The organism is Chloracidobacterium validum (assembly GCF_018304825.1).
GTDB lineage: Bacteria > Acidobacteriota > Blastocatellia > Chloracidobacteriales > Chloracidobacteriaceae > Chloracidobacterium > Chloracidobacterium validum.
Window position 1 is genome coordinate 1,738,218 of record NZ_CP072648.1, and the last position, 16,920, is coordinate 1,755,137.

A 16,920-nucleotide genomic window follows, 5' to 3' on the forward strand; every position below is an offset into this window, starting at 1 on the left:
AGACCAACCTATGCTTCAAGACCAAACACGATGCGCGCCGTTTTACGCTCACCGGTAGTGACGCCACAGCCAGGTTCCGATGACAAACAGGGTCAATCCGCTCGCAGTCAGGTAAACACTGTACGGAATGTCACCCCACGGCACGCTATACACCACCACCAACCCAAGGTGGAAGCTGAGGGCAAACGCCCCCACTGTACTGGGCGCGCGCCAACCCGTGGCCAAGCCAGTTACCAGTGCCACCAGCGCAGCAGCGTCAGCCACAACGTCATAAGACAGGGCAACCCTGTCCGTCAGGCGGCGCTGCAATGCCTGGAGGACAACCGGGACGCAAAAGATGAGACTCCCCAACCAAATGAGCGCCTCAGACAAAACTGGATACCCACGTTGAAAGCGCTGCTTGAGCCACCCAATCCCCACCGTCAGTACGCCATAGGGCAGCGTGATGTATGCGATGTTTGCAAACACAGGCAAACCAACGTGGCTTAGCCACCACACGTAAGCGGCGGCACCCCACACCAGCCCACCCAGGGCATAGAGGTCAGACAGAACCGCTTGGCGGACAACAAAACTCGCCGTGGTCAGCGCGCCGGCGGCACAGACAAGGCTCGCGCCGGTCGCCAAGTTGCCCCCGGATGGGAAAGACGGAGGGATGACGACCAGCCCACCAAAGGCGGCCAGCCACAAGCCAATCTGGCCGGCAGTTGCCATAGCCGACCATAGCGCGCCCCCCTGTGCGCGGTGGCGTTGCCAGCGCCATCCCAGCCAGGCGCAGGTAAAGCCATACAGAATGCCGATCAGCGGCAACACCTCAGGCTGACTTCCGGCACACCGTGCCACTTGGACACTTGCCAATCCCCCACACAGCGTGGCAGCAAGCATCAGCCAGGACGCTTGCCGCCAGACGGCGACCACCCAGCCTGCGCTCGTTGCGGCAACAAACGCCAAGCCGTGGCCCACCTCATGCCCCTGTGCCATGAGAACACCAGTCAGGCCAACCAGCACCCCAAAGCCAAGCATGCCGACCGATACTTCCCGCAACGCCCACCTGAGTATCGGTTCATCTTCGATCTCACGGGCCAGGCCAATGGCAACGGCCGCGGCTACAAGCGTTACCGAAGGGGTTACGTCAATGAGCGCGGCGCGTCCCGCGCCGCAGATCGTACTGAGCAGGCCAACATAAACCAGACTCCACATCGCCAAGGCATAGGCCCGCTGCGTCGTCGGGACGCCGGCCGCAAACCAGCACAAACCGCTGTAACCAATCACCAGCCCCAGCCCCAGCGTATGCGCCAACTTCCAATCTCCCGCGGCCAGCGCCACAAGCACCACCAGACACAAACCGGCGCTGATGTCCAAAATCACTCGTGATGGGACAATGTCGGGGTGGTGGGCGAGTCCAAAATCCAGGCCGAAGCTAGTATCTACCTCCGTGCTGTACTGTTTCCCGAAGTAAACCCCAAGCAACTCCACGCCCAGACGCGCGGCGCACAACAGCCCCGGCAACACCAGAACTGCCAGCGGATGCGCGGAAACAGACAAGACCAGCACGCCACCGCTGGCCAAAACAGCGAGTGTCACCAGTCCAAGCGGAAACCAGGACAGCGTCTCACATAACTGCCAGCCTCCCCACCCCATCACCAAGAACCAGGCCAGCCAGTTTCCATAAGCTTCTTCAATGGGGAGCGAGTGGATAGGCGAACCCGGAAGCAACGCCACCTCGGAAGCGGCAACAAAGCCCACCAATGCCCACAAGCCAAGCGCCCCTGCCAGCACTTGTTCGGCCCACCACAAAGGCGCTCGGAAGTGGGTAGCGACGGACTCATCGCTTTCTGACGCCCACCGGGTAGCGGCGGAGCGTCCGGCTGCCAGTGCGAGCAACCAGCCGGCCCAGCCGGCCGTCATCCACCCAACCGACAGTTCGAGCGCACCGAGCCAGCGCCCATAAGCTACCGTCAGTGACCAGAGTCCAGCTCCGACCCAGAGCCAACCAACCACCCGGATGGAGACAAACCGCCCCATCACGAAACAACCCAGCCCGGCAACGCCGCCCAGCCAGAACTCATCGAGCACGGGCAGAACGCTGGCGCACAGTCCGATGGTCGCCCCACCCCACCACCAGCCGGCAGGAGCGGCGATGTGGAACGGATGGGTAGCGGACCAGGCGGCAAAGCCAGCCGCTATGGCCACCACCAGCGTCAAGGCCAACGACGTTGTCAGCCGGTCAAGCCCGAACCATACCCCGGCCGTGAGCGCGGCGAGCACCGCCAAGTGGGGCAGTCCACGGTCAGCGAGCCAAACGGACAATAACCAGTACACCACGGCGCAGACCACCGCATAGCCCCACCCCACGCCGGTCGGCAGCACGCCGTGATAGACGCCGGCCCAGAAGTCCAGTGGGAGGAGCAACGCCCCCAACCACAGCCAACCACGGGCGAGAAGGTCGTCCGTCTGGTGACGAAGTCCCCGGACACCCAGGCCTAAAAGCCCCGCCGTCACGCCCGTGAGCAGCGCAAGCTGAAGGGCCGGACTTTCCAAAACAACTTCCCGCAAATAGATGAGTGCGCCAACTGCCATCAGAGTGACACCACCATAGACCATGGTCTTGAGCAGCCACGCCGTGGAGGTGGTGCTCTCGCCGGCTAGGCTGGTGGGCAAGCCATCAGCCGCCGTCGGCAAGCTTACCGGTGGCTTCTCGGCGGATAAGGCCTGCGTGGGGGCTGATTCAAACGGTGGGGCGGCGGCCGGAACGGATGTCGCTTGAATCGGCGGAGCGCCCGCCGCGACAGCGGGGAGAAGTGACGCCAAAATTGCCCGTCGCTCAACGTCCAGCATCGCCAACCGCTCAAGAGCGGCCGGATCGCACCGCAATCCACAGCGAATGCAGTATTTTTGCCCTGAAAACAGCCCGGCCCCGCAGTTTGGGCACGGCCTGACACGGTTCTCCCCAGCAGTCACGACGGTATCTGAAGGCACCTTGGTATCCGACATCGGCAGCCCTTCCCGTCCCTAAGGAGACGACTTTTGCGTTGGCCGCTTCGGTTAGAGTACAAGCACAGCGCACCGAGTTTTTGAAGAAGTGTGGCTATAAACTACCATGACGGATGCGCTATTCAAACTTCCAGCCGGCGTAACCTACATTCTCGGACCCGAAGCGCGGCGGCGGCGGGCCATTGAACACCTTGTTCTCGAGACGTTTCACGGGTGGTCTTATGAAGAAATCCTGCTGCCAGTGTACGACGCTTACGCGCTCTTTGCCCATAGCGCCGGCGCGCACTCGGCTGGCGCGGTGTACTGCTTCACGGATGTCGCGGGAGAGGTGCTAGCCCTGCGGACTGATTTGACCTCGCTTGTTGCGCGCACCGTCGCCATGCGCTGCCAGAACTGGCCGCGCCCCATTCGGTTGTGCTACGTGGGCGAAGTGTTCCGCAACGCCCAGCCGGCGCGCCACCCCATGGACGCCAGTTGGCAACTTGGCGCGGAGCTTTTCGGCAATGACCGGCTGGAGGCGGATGTCGAGGTCCTGCTGGTCGCCCTGGAAGCCCTGGAACGGCTCGGACTGACCCAAGCCCAAGTCTCCCTTGGCCATGCCGGACTCCTTGACGGAATCGCCGCGGAACTGGCGCTCTCGCCGGTGAAACGCGATGAGCTGCGCAACCTAGTTGACCGGCGGCAAACCAGCGCACTGGCGCGCTGGCTCCAGGAACAGCCGGCACCAGCGCACTGGCAAGATGTGTTGATGTCCCATGGGCAGACAGCCGCCCTGCGCCGGATTCGCGCCCAGACAGACAATCCTCAAATTCGATCGGCCCTCGACGACATCGAGCATGTTTTCGACGTGGCGGCGGCGCTTGATATTGCTGACCGGTTGACATTCGATGCGGCAAACGTCAGCCAACTCGGTTACTACACAGGCATGACCTTCCACCTCTACGCACCAGGCAGTGGCGTCGCCCTGGGCAGCGGCGGGCGCTACGACGCGCTCACCCGCTTGTTTGGGGTGGATGAGCCGGCAGTCGGGTTTCAGCTTTCCCTTGACCGCCTCGTGCAAATAACCGATGCCCTGCCCCTTCCAATCCCCCCGACAACCGCCCTCGATGCTGACGGAGATGACCTCACCACCGCCTTTCGCCAGGCCCGTCAGTGCCGCCGCGCCGGTGAGCGGGTTGAAATTCGCACGGCGCGGCACTCGTTTCCACCAGAACGCTAAAGCACTTTCCTGCTTAGATTTGCGGGGGAAAAGGAGCTTTTTTTCTGACGCATTGCGTTATTTTTTGCTTGACCTTTTTTGACGCATCGCGTTACATTCATCTCAGCGTTGGTTTACCCGAACTTCAGACTCCCAACGCCAAAGGATGGACGCAGCGAATATGGCACGCACAATCAAACGTTACGCCAACCGCAAGCTCTACGATGTCGCCGCCCGGCGCTATGTGAAGTTGGACGAACTAGCCGATTTCATCCAGGCCGGTGAAGAGGTCCAAGTCATTGACAAAGAAAGCGGCGAAGACATCACGGAAGCCACCCTTTCCAAGATTGCCGCGGCCACGGTTCGCCAGCCGACCGAGCCGATTTCGCGCAACGCCCTGGTATCGTTCATTCGGCAGCCGGGCGACCTGTTTTTTGGCTATATGCGGCGGACGGTTTCGGCCGGGCTGGATACGGTGCACCAGATTGACCGCCAGTTTGAGCGTTTAGGCGCAATGCTCCGGGAGGCGCTGCGCCCTGGAGTCAAAGACACTACGAGCGCGGACGAACTCGCGCCGGCGTTGCGGGCAGTTATCGAAGCCTTCGTCGCGCAGTGCGTGGCCGAACAGCTCTCGGAGCATGGCGTTCCGTCAGCCACGGAATTCGCCCGCCTCCAGCGCCGCGTCACTGAGCTTGAAAAGCAGCTTGGGAAGCTCACGCGCGCAGCACAAGACACAGATGGCATCGCTTCTCAGCCCGCCGCCAATGGGCACCCGATATCCCCGCGCAAGCGGGTTCGCGCTGCCCGGTCGTGACACTGGGACAACCTCAATAGTTTTGTTTTGATACTTTCCGCAACAAGGAGTGCACTCATATGGCAACGACCAAGACCACCAAGAAAACCACCCGCAAGACCACGCCGGAGGCGGCCAAGCCACGGTCACGGGCCGCGCAGCGGTTGGTGACGCAACCAGCCCGCGCCCCGTTTGAAGTCGTCTCGGAGGCGGCCGTCAAAGGTGTCAAATTCGGCATCGGCACAACGCTCGTCGTCCGCGACAATGTGAAGAAGTTCTTCGATGATGCCATGGCGCGCGGCAATGAAGTTGAACTGACGGTGCCGACGCTTCCGATGCCAACCCTCCCCAACCTCAACCTACCCACGACCAAAGACATCGAACGCCAGGTCAACAAGCTCAGTGAAGCACCCATTGCTCAGGCCAAACAAATCGCTGAGCACCTTCAGAAATTTTTTGAAAGTCTCGTGCGCCAACTTACCGAAGTGGCGCGCCCCACGTCGAAGAAGGCCGCGCTTGACAAGGAAGCGCTGCGGGAAGAAGTCCTCAACGTCGTTGCGTCGCTTGATTTGGCCAATGGTTCGGACATCAAGCGGATTCTCAATCAAGTCGAGAAAATGTCGCGCAAGCTCGACAAAGAACCCAAGGGAACCAGCCGGCGCAAGGCTGAACAGGCGACCGGTGAACCCATCGCCGCCACTGCCTAAGCGCAAACCATAGCGGGTTTCGTCGCCGACCAGCCTAATTTCAACTCACGCTGATTCCTGAACGCGCTCCGCCTGGGGCGCGTTTTTCTTTTCTCTCAGTTAGTTCAGCCGGCGGCGGTTCCAAGACGTGGCGCCGACTCGCCCCAAATCCTCATTCAACGAATGTGAAATACGCTTTGCACAACTTCGCCGTTGACCAGTTCTGCCTTGCGCCACGAGCTGTTGTCGTTGAGCCGAATCCACCGGCGTTCGTTGAGCATGTAGTGCCAGTCGGTATCGTTCTGATAGAAAATCTGACTCGTTCGGCACTCTAGGATATTGAGAATTCCGTTGTCGTGATAGTTCTGTTCATCGAAATCCGTGATGGCTTTCTGGCCCATCTCGGAATACATCTCGTTGAGTTCGATGAGCAAGTCATTGAGTTCCGGGTTGAGTTCATGGGCGTTGAGTCCAATCCGCCGCGCCTCGCGGAGTGTGATGGGGTACACATGCGATGGGTACTCCGCATTGAGCGTGTGGCTGATGGCGCGGGCTTTTTCAACATCTTCGAGATGGTAAGACAGAATTTCCGTGCACAACCGCATCGAAAGCGAACTGGCCCGATCCACCGCGCCAATGACGAGCGGGTGAACGTACTTGAAGATGTCTTCGTAAGGGTTCATCGTCTCACCGCGGGTTTCCTGTCGCCAAAGTGTCAGGATGCGATTGAGTTCATCAGGACTCACCCGGACGCGCAGGTTGTCCTTGTCAATTGGCGACAGGTCGTGGGTCAACGCGGTATCCACCGCCGACAAATGAGCGAGTGGACCCATCAAGATTTCATCCGCCCCAAGTGCGATCATTGTCGCGGCTGAAAGACAAGCCAGCGGTACGGCCACCGTGACGTGGGACGCAAACTGGCGCAGCAGGTGAACAATCCGCAACGAAGCCGTCCCATCACCGCCATCCGACTTGATGAAGAGTGTCACCCGATCCTGCTTACCAATCGCGCGCAGCAGTTCATAAAATCCCACGACATCGTTTTGACAGACCGAGCCGCCGGGCGAGTTCCAGTAGACGAGAAACGTCTCCCCAATCTGGCCCTCGATACGCCTGACAATCGCCTGCGTGTCAGCCAACAGAATTGGTGGGCGCACCACCTCTGGGGCGCGCTTGTTTTTTGGAGAAGTTTCAGAAGCGGGTTCTGGCGTATCCGGCGCTCCGTTTGCATTGTCCATGGGGCGCATACCTCTTAGTCAAGACAGCAATGGTCAGGGGTTCACACACTACTGTGTCATGAGTCGTCTTCTGGCTGCCATTGCTCCTCGACGGCCCGCTTGAGCAGCGGCATTTTGTTGCGCACGTCGCGTTCGGCCACCATCCGCCCGACCGCCTTCCAGCCAACGAGCGTCAGAAAATCCGGCTGGTAAAACACCATCTGATTGTGGACTTCAGTGCGCTTGTCTTTCGGGTCCAGCGTCCAGATGTCTTCCCCTGACATTGTGCCGGTAAACCGACTGACCAGCCGGGTCCCTTCCTGGTGGATGATTTCGTACTCGATGGGGTCTAAGCCGTGAGCGACAAACTGCACGCGGAGTTTCGCGCCAACCCCGTGCTTCTTGCGTCCAACGCGGGACACACGCGCCTCGGTTGGCGACCACAACGGCAACAACGCTGGCTCAACCAAGTATGGAAGGATGGCTTTGGGCGGGGCCTGAATCGTGATGCGCCCCTCCAGAACGTCCACGATATTCACATTTCGCTCTCAACCGAAGCTAACCTGACTGACGTGCCTGACTGACGTGACCGCAGCTTGGCACAAGTTCACATCACGCCCAAGCCAACCGGGAGGGTTGCCAAACACAGCACAAATTCAAGGAGCGAACAAAAAGCGCCTTGCAAGCTGGCTTGTAAGGCGCTTGAGGTGAGGAGGAACAAAACGCCGGGCGCTCAAACGGCTTTGGTGACGTTTTCGGCCTGCGGACCCTTCGGCCCATTCACAATTTCATATTCAACGACCTGTCCTTCATCAAGCGACTTATAGCCGTCTTCCTTGATGGCTGAATAGTGGACAAATACATCATTGCCGCCTGGATTCTCGATAAATCCATAGCCCTTGCTGTTATTGAACCACTTGACCTTACCGGTGGTACGCGACATGGGGACTCCCTCCCGAAAAGAATACAGTTATGCTGCGCGGTTGACAGACGCGCACGAATCCTTCACACCCTAGTTCCCTGAGCGCACCCATACCGATACCTAGCGGTGACGGCACACTGAACAAAGTCGGCGACAGGTGGTTTATGCGTGAAGTAGCGCGAAAGTAACGGCCGTGAGCTTACACGTCAATTAGTTTGTTGAGGCACAAAGCAAAAAAGCCGTCCGTTACCCATCATCAGCAACGGACGGCGAAAGTCTCGGCTTGCCCTGCCTCAGAAGCCCAGATAGGCCGCCAAAAAGGTAAAGAGCACCAGGGTTTCGATCAGCACCATACCAATGAGCATCGTGGTGAAGATTCGTTGACCGGCGCCTGGGTTGCGCGCCGTGCCTTCGCAGGCGGCGGCGATGGCGTTGCCGTCACCGAGTCCGCAACCAATCGCGGCGATACCAACGGCAAGTGCCCCGAGCGCAATTTTGTACGTACCGCCGCCGCTCGTGCCGTCGGCCGCCAGCGCCGGAAATGACATCGCCATCAGGAACGATGCCGTAGCCAAGGTTTTCAGAACAAGTTTTTTCATCATGCAGGGATCTCCCAAAGCGTTAGAGGTAGTGAAACAACGACGCTCGGGGTCAGCTCGGCCATACGCTTCATGAGTGCGGTGTGTCCGGGATTGCAGCCTGCGACGTTGGGACGTGCAGCGTTCCAGCAACACACAGGAAAGGCCGATGCGTATCGCCAAGGCAACTTTGAGCGCCAGGGAAAGAAGCCAAAGAAAAAGCGGCAGGCCGGACAGCCATCGAAGCCCAACTAAGCATGCGCAGGCTCGTCTTCGTGACCGTGGTCATCATGCGGCACGGTTTCACTCAGGTAAATAATCGCCAGTTGGACAAAAATGAAGGTCTGCACCACCGCCACAAACGTCCCCAGCAGCATGGGCAGGATCGGGACGAGGATTTGGTAAATCGTGCCAAAGGCAATGCCGAGCTGCTCATCCACGAACATGTTGATCATCAAGCGCAGGGCCAGCGTGGCGGGACGAATGGCGTTGCTAAACATCTCGAAGATGAAAATGATGCCGCCCATGATGGCCATCAATCCGGCGGTCAGCCCGCCCGTGAAGTGCTTCAGATAACCTAGCCCCTGTTGGGCAAAGCCCATGAACATGTAGTAGATGAATGTCATCAGCCCCAGCGCCAAGGTGACGTTGAAGTTCGCCGTGGGCGACTCAAACAGCGGAAACAACCCCATCAGGTTCGAGGTCAGGATGAGCGCCGCCAGGGGAAGCAAATAAGACAAGTATTTGAAGCCATACTGCCCGGTGGATTGCTCCACCATATCGCGCACCTGAAGCACGATGATCTCGACGATCTGCTGCCCAAAACTGGGCTTGTCAACCGAAGGCTTGCCAACCAGCAGCTTGAAACCGACGACGCAGATCACGGCCGCGATGAGGAGCATGATGACATGACCGGGAAGTTCCCGGTCGGAAAGGCCGGTCAGGTGGTGAATTTGTTCGACCAGCCACGGGTGCGGATGGGCGGCCCCTTCATCAGCCAGGGCCAGCGGCCAGGGAAAACCTACAATGGACGAAACCATAGTCATTGTTCATGTTCCAAAGTTACGTGACCGGCGCGGTCCAGCCCATATCTCACCTGCACCAGGGCTTCAGCGATGACGGCCAACGGCAATGCGAAAAGGCCGCATACTATGGCAACTGGCGGGACGAATGCAACCTGGATGGACAGCCAGATGACCACGCCAATTACGATCCAGCGCAGAAAAAACTTACCCATCTGCCAGCGCGACGGTTTGCCTCCGATGGAGGTCGTCGCCGCGACGATGGAGCGCAAGCTAGCTTGCATCCAAAGAAAGTTGAGGTAGGCCAGTGCCCCACCCAGCGCCACGCCGACGCCGACGCCCCATCGCCACCACATTCCGGCCGCCAGCGCCAGGCCGGCGGCGATGACGCACGTCAACCAGCGAACGCGCCGCTCGGTCGCCAGCGGACTGACCGGCGATGTGTCGAGCAGGGCTGGCTCCGGCGTGGATTCCGGGGTTGGTTCCAGGGAAAGCGCCATGGCGGACTACTCAGGCTCAGAAACTGGCGCGTCGCCTGAGCGGCGCAACCCAAACTTTTCCAGTCGGTACTGAAGTGTGCGGAACGTCAACCCCAGGAGCTTGGCGGCGCGGGTGATGTTCCAGTCGGTTTTTTCCATGGCCTGAATGATGAGTGAGCGCTCGACTTCCTCAAACGAGATGCCTTCTGGTGGCAGCCGGAATTGAAAAGACGGGGCGGCTTCAGCCTCCGGCAGTCCGGCCGCCTGGCGGATTTCAACCGGCAGGTCTTCCAGGCCGAGCATATCCCCCTCGCATAACAAAGCGGCCCGCTTGAGGGCTGATTCGAGCTGGCGGACGTTGCCTGGCCAGTCATAGGCTTGCAAAACTTGGAGCGCCGCCGGGGTTATCGTGTAGTGATTTGGGCCGCGTGACTGTCGCGCCAGAAAACACTCGACCAATAGCGGGATGTCATCCCGCCGGTCGCGCAACGGTGGCAAGTGGATTGGAATTACGTTGAGTCGGTAGTAGAGGTCTTCACGAAAGGTCTTGGCTGCCACCATGGCTTCCAATGGACGATTCGTCGCTGCCACGACCCGGACATCCACCTTGATGACTTTGGTCGAACCGACGCGCTGCACTTCACCTTCCTGGAGAGCGCGCAAGAGTTTGGCCTGGAGCGCCACGTTGAGTTCACCGATTTCGTCAAGAAAGAGTGTTCCCCGGTCGGCGACTTCAAACAGCCCCTTCTTTTCGGCAACCGCGCCGGTGAACGCGCCTTTCTCGTGGCCGAAGAGTTCGGATTCAAGCAGGTTTTCGTTGATGGCCGCGCAGTTGACGACGTGAAAGACGGCCGCGGCACGCGGACTGTGCCGATGAAGCGCCCGCGCGACGAGTTCCTTGCCCGTCCCGCTTTCACCCCGCACGAGCACGGTTTCATCCGAGACCGCCACCTTGAGGATCATCTTTTTCAGCTTCTGCATTGGCTCGCTCGCACCGACTAGGTCATCATCGAGCGCGTCCAGGCGGGACAGGGCTTGCGTCAGCACTGCCAGCAAACGCTCACGGTCGAGTGGTTTTTCCAGATAATCCACAGCCCCCAGACGCAAGGCCTCCTTGACGGATTCAATCGAACCATGCGCCGTCATCAGGATCACCAGTTGGGAAGCGTCGGCTTGTGTGAGCGCGCGGAGCAAATCCAACCCGCTTTGCCCTCCCATTTTGAGGTCGGTCAGCACCAGATCGAACCGCTCGGCTTTGGTCATCCGCAGGGCGGCTTCGGCGCTGGGCGCGGTCGCCGTCCGGTAGCCTTCTGCCGACAGGATCATGTCCAAGATGTCGCGCTGATTTTGTTCGTCATCTACGATGAGAATGCTTCGCTTCGTCGGCGTCATCGTTCACTTTGCGAGGTTCAATGTCCAGGCGAACCGGCCGCGCGTGCGCCGGGCAACGGCAACGTCCGCGCAGCTACTGCTTCTGGCTGGACACGGTCTGGCCGAACACTTGCCGGCTCGTCCCAAGCATAGAGCGCCAGACCGCGCGCGAGAATGTCCCGCAACGGCAGAAACACCGCCTGCCCATCGGCATCGCGGGTGTAGAACTTATGGTCGAGCGTGCAGCGCAGGGTTCGCCCATCCTCCAGCTCAACTTCAACCACGTCTTTTTCGCCCGTCGGGAAGGCGTCCACCAGTTCGTTCAAGACCACGGCCTGACCGTCCCAGCTATAGGTCTGAAGTGGCGCCTGATGAGCCGCGGACTGGGGCGCTTCCACGTCCTGGCCGGCGACCCTGGATGCGCTCTCTAAGCGGGTGACCAGTTCCCCGACTGTCACGGCTTCGCCCGTCGCCGCATCCACCAGGGTGGCATCGCCGGTGACGCACTTGTTGAAGGCATAGTCGGCAAAACCTTCGAGCTGTTGCCAGAGCTTTTCGAGCTTGGCCCGGTCGTGCCCGCGCTCAACAGCCTGCGCTATGAACTTGGCTTTGTGGGCATCGAGTTCCTCACGCTTTTTCTTTCCCATGGCGCGGCGGACCAAGTCGGCTTCGCCCAGCGAATAGCCCGCCAACTGCTGGAAAATCGCCATGATTTGCTCCTGAAACACCGGCACGCCATAGGTCGTTTCCAAGACGCCTTTCAGCTCTTTGAAATCGTACGTCACGCGCCGCCGTCCATGGCGTCGCTCGATGTAGTCGTCCACCATGCCTGAATCAAGCGGGCCGGGCCGGTAAAGGGCATTGAGCGCTACAATGTCATCCAAGCCGCTGGGCTTGAGGCGGCGCGCAATTTCACTAATCCCATCGCCCTCAAACTGAAAGACCGCGTTTGTCTTGCCGTCGGCAAACATTTTTAGCGCCGCTGGGTCATCCACGGGAATGGTCGTCAAGTCGGGGCGCGTGCCGGTTTCCTTCTCGATGCTGGCGAGGCAGTCCTCGATGATGGTCAGCGTCGTCAGCCCAAGAAAATCCATCTTGAGCATGCCGGCCTTTTCGAGGTCATTCATGTTGTACTGCGTCGCGGTGACTTCGACTTCCCCACGTTCACGGTCGCGGGTCTTGGTCTTGAAAACCGGCACAAGTTCGTGAACCGGCCGGGGCGAAATCACCACGCCAGCAGCATGGATGGACGAATGCCGCGCCCCACCTTCCAACCGCTGGGCCAGGTCAATCAGACGTTTGACTTCGGGTTTCCTGTCATAAGCTTCTTTGAGTTCGGGCACCATTTTGAGCGCGTCAGCAATCGAGACGTTGCGCCCACGCTGCGGCGGCGGAATGAGCTTGGCAATCTTCTCAACCTCCGGGTAGGGCATTTCCAGCACGCGCCCCACATCCTTGATGACCGCGCGCGAGGCCATGGTTCCAAACGTCGCAATCTGTGAGACGTTCTCGCGTCCATAAAACTGACTGACGTACTCAATGACCGTGCTACGCCCACGCATGCAGAAGTCCACATCAATGTCCGGCATCGAGACGCGCTCAGGATTCAAAAAGCGCTCGAAAAGCAAATCGTGGGCAATCGGGTCCACATCGGTAATGTGGAGCGCGTAGGCTACCAGTGAACCGGCCGCGCTGCCCCGCCCCGGCCCAACCGGGATGCCGCGCTCACGCGCATGGCGGATGAAGTCCCAGACAATGAGGAAGTAGCCTTCATAGCCCATGCGCTCGATGATGCCGATTTCGTAGTCGAGTCGCGCTTGATATTTCTCCGGCTCGGCCGAAGCATTTTGGCGCAGGCGTTCATCGAGGCCGCAGCGCGTGACATGCTCGAAATAACTCGTCAGTGTGAAGCCTTCGGGAACCGGAAACACCGGCAAGTAGTTTGGCGACTTGCCAAACTCAAAGGTGCACATTTCGGCAATCCGCAGCGTGTTGCGCAGCGCCTCCGGGTTTTCGTTCCCCCACAGCGCCCACATTTCTTCCTGGCTCTTGACGTAGTGGTCCGGCGAGTAGTGAAAGCTTGCCTCGCGCAGTGGCTTGCCGGTCTGGAGGCACAGGAGCGCGCGGTGCGCTTCGTGGTCGGCTTCTGTTAGGAAATGGGCGTCGTTGGTCACGACCAACGGCACATCGAGCCGCTCGGCAATTTCGGTGAGCGCGCGATTGACCTTGGTTTGCGCCTCCTCAACGCCACGGTGCAACTGAAGCTCAAGGAAGTAGCGCCCGCGCCCAAAGATTTCATTGTATTCGCCAACCTCGCAGGCCGCCCGATCCGGCTTGTCGCGTAAAATGAGCGAGGCCGGCACGCCCGACATGCAAGCCGACAGCGCCACCAAACCTTCCCGGTGGGCGTGAAGCACTTCCTTGTCAATCCGCGGCTTGTAGTAGTACCCCTCGGTGTAGCCCAGCGACGCCAACTTGACGAGGTTTTTATAGCCCGTTTCGTCGGTGGCCAACAGAATCAGGTGATTGGTTCCGCGCTCGCCTTCGGTGTCAAGCTTCCCACGGTCATGGCGGGAGCCACGCGCCACATAAGCCTCCATGCCGATAATTGGCTTGACGCCAACCTTTTTCATGGCGTTGGCAAAGCCCATCGCGCCAAACATGTTGCCGTGGTCGGTGACAGCCATGGCGCTGAATCCCAGGCGCTGGGCCTGTTCGGCTAATGCGCCGTGCTGAATGGCGCCATCGAGCAAGCTGTAATCAGAATGCAGATGCAAGTGGACGAAGTCTTTTGTTGCCATAAGCGTGAAGCGCAACCGTGAGGTAGAGTAAACCAAGCGGCAAACAAAAAAAGAAACCCGAGCCAGTGCCGCAATCGAATGCCATAGCCCGATTGGGATCACTGACGACGACCGGAGCGTACCTATTCTTACCTACTGGCGCAAATCGGTTGCCGAGTGACTAGAAGCTTGAGCGCAAAAGCGCAAACGTGTGGCGCAAGCTTACAGCCGCGTCACACGTTTGCGCTTGCCCCGCGCCGGCTGGCGATTGCCGGGTCAGGTTCGCGTCGCCTTGTTCAGTGCCAGCGTTCCAAAGCGCGCACTAAATCACCATGCACGCCAACTGCGACGGGATGAGGTCTTCCTCCAGGGCTGGGTCAAGTCCGCCTAGGCTGCGCGTTCGCATGATGTCACTGGAGAAAGCCTCGAAATCCACGGCTTTAGGGAGCTTGGGCGTGCCATGGAGGATGGCCCATTCAATGTCTTCAAAGTAACCCCGGTGTTTCGGGTCATCTGAAATCAACTGGAAGGCCATACTCCGGTTGCGGATTTCGTCTGACAACGGAATGCTGGTAATGATGTCAATCCCAGCCTCGCGCGCGTACCGCTCACCCCAACCAGAGCCGTCGTCACGGTTGACCACCATTCCCAAAACGCGCGTTGCCCCGCCCTGTTCGGCAAAGTAGCGAACCGCGCCGCACAAGTTGTTGACGACATAGAGCGCCTGGTGATCATTGCCGCCAATCAGGATGATGTCCCGCACCATGGACTTGGCAATGGGCGTTCCAAAGCCGCCACAGACGACATCCCCAAGAAAGTCGTAAATGACGTAGTCAAACTCCCAATCCTCAAAACCCATTTGCGACAGCAAATCAAAGCTCAACGTGATGCCGCGTCCGCCGCAACCGCGTCCGACTTCAGGCCCGCCGAGTTCCATGGCAAAGACGCCATGGCGTTTGAACACAACTTCACTAATGGGGGGCACGAGACTTGCCGCTTTGGCTTCTTGGCGCAATGCCCAGGCTTCAAGCAGCGTGGGCAGTGACTTGCCACCAAAGAGCAACGCGGTAGAGTCGTGCTTCGGATCACACCCGATCTGGAGAACGCGGTGCGACTTGCCAGCCAAGTAATAACTGAGATTTGAGGTAATGAAAGACTTTCCACTTCCGCCCTTACCATAAATGGCAACAACGCGACGTGCTGACATGAGGCATCCTCCCTAGGGAAGATTTGGCTCTTCGGCGCCGTGGGGAAGAACGTGTCGAGACGTTACAACGCAGGAAGCAGCGTCCACCGGACGCCTACCATCAACCTACATCCAGCCTGCGATTGGGCAAAAGGTTTTTGCCGTTTACCCAGGAGAGGTTGCGTGAGAGCACGTCTGAAACGTCAGGGTTGACCGCCCGCCCAGCAGATGGCGGGAGCATCGGGGGCAACGAACCACCCAGAAACGCCTTCCACGCCATCGCCCATCGAGAGGGTCGAAGCGGAGGTTTCGGTAAACCTTGCCCTCAAGCCACACCAAGCAATCACTCAAGCAATCACTCAAGCAATCACCACTGACGCGAAGACCGATGGCAAGGACACCTCGGCGTTGCGAAGTCCTTCAAAACGACAGTACATTACGCGCGCGCAACACAATGCGCATCGGTCGAAATCGGGAGGCGCGTTTCGGTGCCGCATGCTAACTTTTGCCCAGCTTGTGGCGAAGCTATTCCACCAGTACCTGACACCTGGCAGTCGCACGGACGCGCGGCCCTTCTCGGCCGTCGCTGCCCGGCGTGTGGCTACCGCCTGGATGGGCCGCAGTGGAAGACCTTCGGACTCGGACTGATCCTCGGGCTAGCGGCTGGCGTCGGCAACACCGTTTGGCAGGCAGTCCACCCACCGCCTCCCTTACCTCCACTGACAACCAGCCAAGCGCTCATGACTGCCGGACCGACTGAAATGCCAGCCGCGACAATCTCACGGGAGCGGCATCGCTGTGGAGCGAAAACGAAAAAAGGGACGCCGTGCCAGCGGTGGGTCAACGGTACGACCGGCTACTGTTGGCAGCACCGGACAGACTGAGCCAGACAGACAAGGGCACGGGACAAATCACGCTATGCCAAGCCGCGCACACCCCACAGATGAGTTTGAAGCGCCGCTCTGGGCGCAAGGCGTCCACGATGTGGCCGGTCTGGATGAAGCTGGACGGGGCGCATGGGCAGGACCTGTCGTCGCCGCAGCCGTCATCCTTAGACCAGACGCCCTGCCTAACGGACTCAACGACTCCAAGCAACTCACTCCAGCTCACCGCGAGCGGCTTTATGTCCAATTGGAGGCCGTCGCCGCCGGGATTGGCATCGGCGTGGTGAGCGCGGAAGTCATTGACCAAATCAATATCCTTGAGGCGACTCGCCAAGCCATGCGACAGGCGCTTCAGTGTCTCCCCCGCCAGCCCAGATTTCTTTTACTTGATGCCGTTGACCTACCGGACATTGCCATTCCACAGCGCGCCATTGTGCACGGAGACGCGCGTTCACTTTCCATTGCCGCGGCTTCAATCATCGCCAAAGTCTATCGTGACCGCCTGATGACGGCCCTGGATGCCCAATATCCACCGTATGGATTCGCACGTCATAAAGGCTATGGAACAGCTTACCATCGGCAAGTACTAGCGTCCCATGGTCCACTGCCGATTCACCGGATGACATTTCGCGGAGTCATCCCTCAATCCAGTTTTCCACTGCTTGAGACAAAAGGCTAACTTATTGATTTAACTGAACTTTGCGAAAGCGGCAAGCCTATTCTAGCATTTGACAGTCCAGGACTCTTGTGATATTTTCGCCCACCTATCATCCTTGAGCCTCCGTCGTCGCAAAATCTTTCGGCGGCGTTTAC

15 protein-coding genes are annotated in these 16,920 nt (G+C 59.3%); 5 read left to right on the forward strand and 10 right to left on the reverse strand.

From position 1 onward, the window contains the following. Nucleotides 1–48: 48 nt before the first annotated feature. Complete coding sequence (locus tag J8C06_RS07260; protein ID WP_211428053.1) at nucleotides 49–2,991, reverse strand: TFIIB-type zinc finger domain-containing protein; 2,943 nt, start codon at nucleotides 2,989–2,991, stop codon at nucleotides 49–51. 106 nt (nucleotides 2,992–3,097) lie between these two features. Here J8C06_RS07260 and J8C06_RS07265 point away from each other — a divergent pair, with 106 nt between their 5' ends. From J8C06_RS07265 to J8C06_RS07275, 3 genes are all read left to right on the forward strand, one after another. Further along, a complete protein-coding gene (locus tag J8C06_RS07265) occupies nucleotides 3,098–4,210 on the forward strand; it encodes an ATP phosphoribosyltransferase regulatory subunit (RefSeq protein WP_211428054.1) in 1,113 nt (370 codons plus the stop codon). A 160-nt stretch (nucleotides 4,211–4,370) separates the two neighbouring features. Next, nucleotides 4,371–5,003, forward strand: coding sequence for a polyhydroxyalkanoate synthesis regulator DNA-binding domain-containing protein (locus J8C06_RS07270; RefSeq protein WP_211428055.1), 633 nt, complete (start codon nucleotides 4,371–4,373; stop codon nucleotides 5,001–5,003). Between the two features lie 59 nt (nucleotides 5,004–5,062). Next, a complete protein-coding gene (locus J8C06_RS07275; RefSeq protein ID WP_211428056.1) occupies nucleotides 5,063–5,689 on the forward strand; it encodes a hypothetical protein in 627 nt (208 codons plus the stop codon). Nucleotides 5,690–5,844: 155 nt separating this feature from the next. On the opposite strand, the gene J8C06_RS07280 is transcribed toward J8C06_RS07275, so the two are convergent. The 9 genes from J8C06_RS07280 to J8C06_RS07320 form a co-directional block, all read right to left on the reverse strand. Beyond that, the gene (locus J8C06_RS07280; RefSeq protein ID WP_211428057.1) at nucleotides 5,845–6,906 is read right to left on the reverse strand and encodes an SDH family Clp fold serine proteinase; all 1,062 of its coding nucleotides are present in this window, start codon (nucleotides 6,904–6,906) and stop codon (nucleotides 5,845–5,847) included. 56 nt (nucleotides 6,907–6,962) lie between these two features. Next, a complete protein-coding gene (locus J8C06_RS07285; RefSeq protein ID WP_211428058.1) occupies nucleotides 6,963–7,424 on the reverse strand; it encodes an SRPBCC family protein in 462 nt (153 codons plus the stop codon). 194 nt (nucleotides 7,425–7,618) lie between these two features. Further along, nucleotides 7,619–7,828 carry a cold-shock protein gene (locus J8C06_RS07290; RefSeq protein ID WP_211428059.1) on the reverse strand — a complete coding sequence of 70 codons (210 nt, stop codon included), beginning with the start codon at nucleotides 7,826–7,828 and terminating at the stop codon, nucleotides 7,619–7,621. Nucleotides 7,829–8,100: 272 nt separating this feature from the next. Continuing rightward, nucleotides 8,101–8,409 carry an ATP synthase F0 subunit C gene (locus tag J8C06_RS07295; protein WP_246602002.1) on the reverse strand — a complete coding sequence of 103 codons (309 nt, stop codon included), beginning with the start codon at nucleotides 8,407–8,409 and terminating at the stop codon, nucleotides 8,101–8,103. Nucleotides 8,410–8,636: 227 nt separating this feature from the next. Continuing rightward, a complete protein-coding gene (locus J8C06_RS07300) occupies nucleotides 8,637–9,425 on the reverse strand; it encodes a F0F1 ATP synthase subunit A (protein ID WP_211428060.1) in 789 nt (262 codons plus the stop codon). A gap of 2 nt (nucleotides 9,426–9,427) precedes the next feature. Then, nucleotides 9,428–9,907 carry an ATP synthase subunit I gene (locus tag J8C06_RS07305; RefSeq protein ID WP_211428061.1) on the reverse strand — a complete coding sequence of 160 codons (480 nt, stop codon included), beginning with the start codon at nucleotides 9,905–9,907 and terminating at the stop codon, nucleotides 9,428–9,430. Between the two features lie 6 nt (nucleotides 9,908–9,913). Beyond that, nucleotides 9,914–11,278 carry a sigma-54-dependent transcriptional regulator gene (locus tag J8C06_RS07310; RefSeq protein ID WP_211428062.1) on the reverse strand — a complete coding sequence of 455 codons (1,365 nt, stop codon included), beginning with the start codon at nucleotides 11,276–11,278 and terminating at the stop codon, nucleotides 9,914–9,916. Nucleotides 11,279–11,295: 17 nt separating this feature from the next. Beyond that, a complete protein-coding gene (gene dnaE, locus J8C06_RS07315; protein WP_211428063.1) occupies nucleotides 11,296–14,058 on the reverse strand; it encodes a DNA polymerase III subunit alpha in 2,763 nt (920 codons plus the stop codon). Between the two features lie 301 nt (nucleotides 14,059–14,359). Further along, nucleotides 14,360–15,244, reverse strand: coding sequence for a chlorophyllide a reductase iron protein subunit X (locus J8C06_RS07320; protein ID WP_211428064.1), 885 nt, complete (start codon nucleotides 15,242–15,244; stop codon nucleotides 14,360–14,362). Between the two features lie 467 nt (nucleotides 15,245–15,711). On the opposite strand from J8C06_RS07320, the gene J8C06_RS07325 reads away from it, so the two are divergent. Next, complete coding sequence (locus J8C06_RS07325; protein WP_211428065.1) at nucleotides 15,712–16,107, forward strand: hypothetical protein; 396 nt, start codon at nucleotides 15,712–15,714, stop codon at nucleotides 16,105–16,107. A gap of 34 nt (nucleotides 16,108–16,141) precedes the next feature. Beyond that, nucleotides 16,142–16,786, forward strand: a complete 645-nt coding sequence (locus J8C06_RS07330; RefSeq protein ID WP_211428066.1) for a ribonuclease HII — start codon at nucleotides 16,142–16,144, stop codon at nucleotides 16,784–16,786. Nucleotides 16,787–16,920 lie beyond the last annotated feature (134 nt).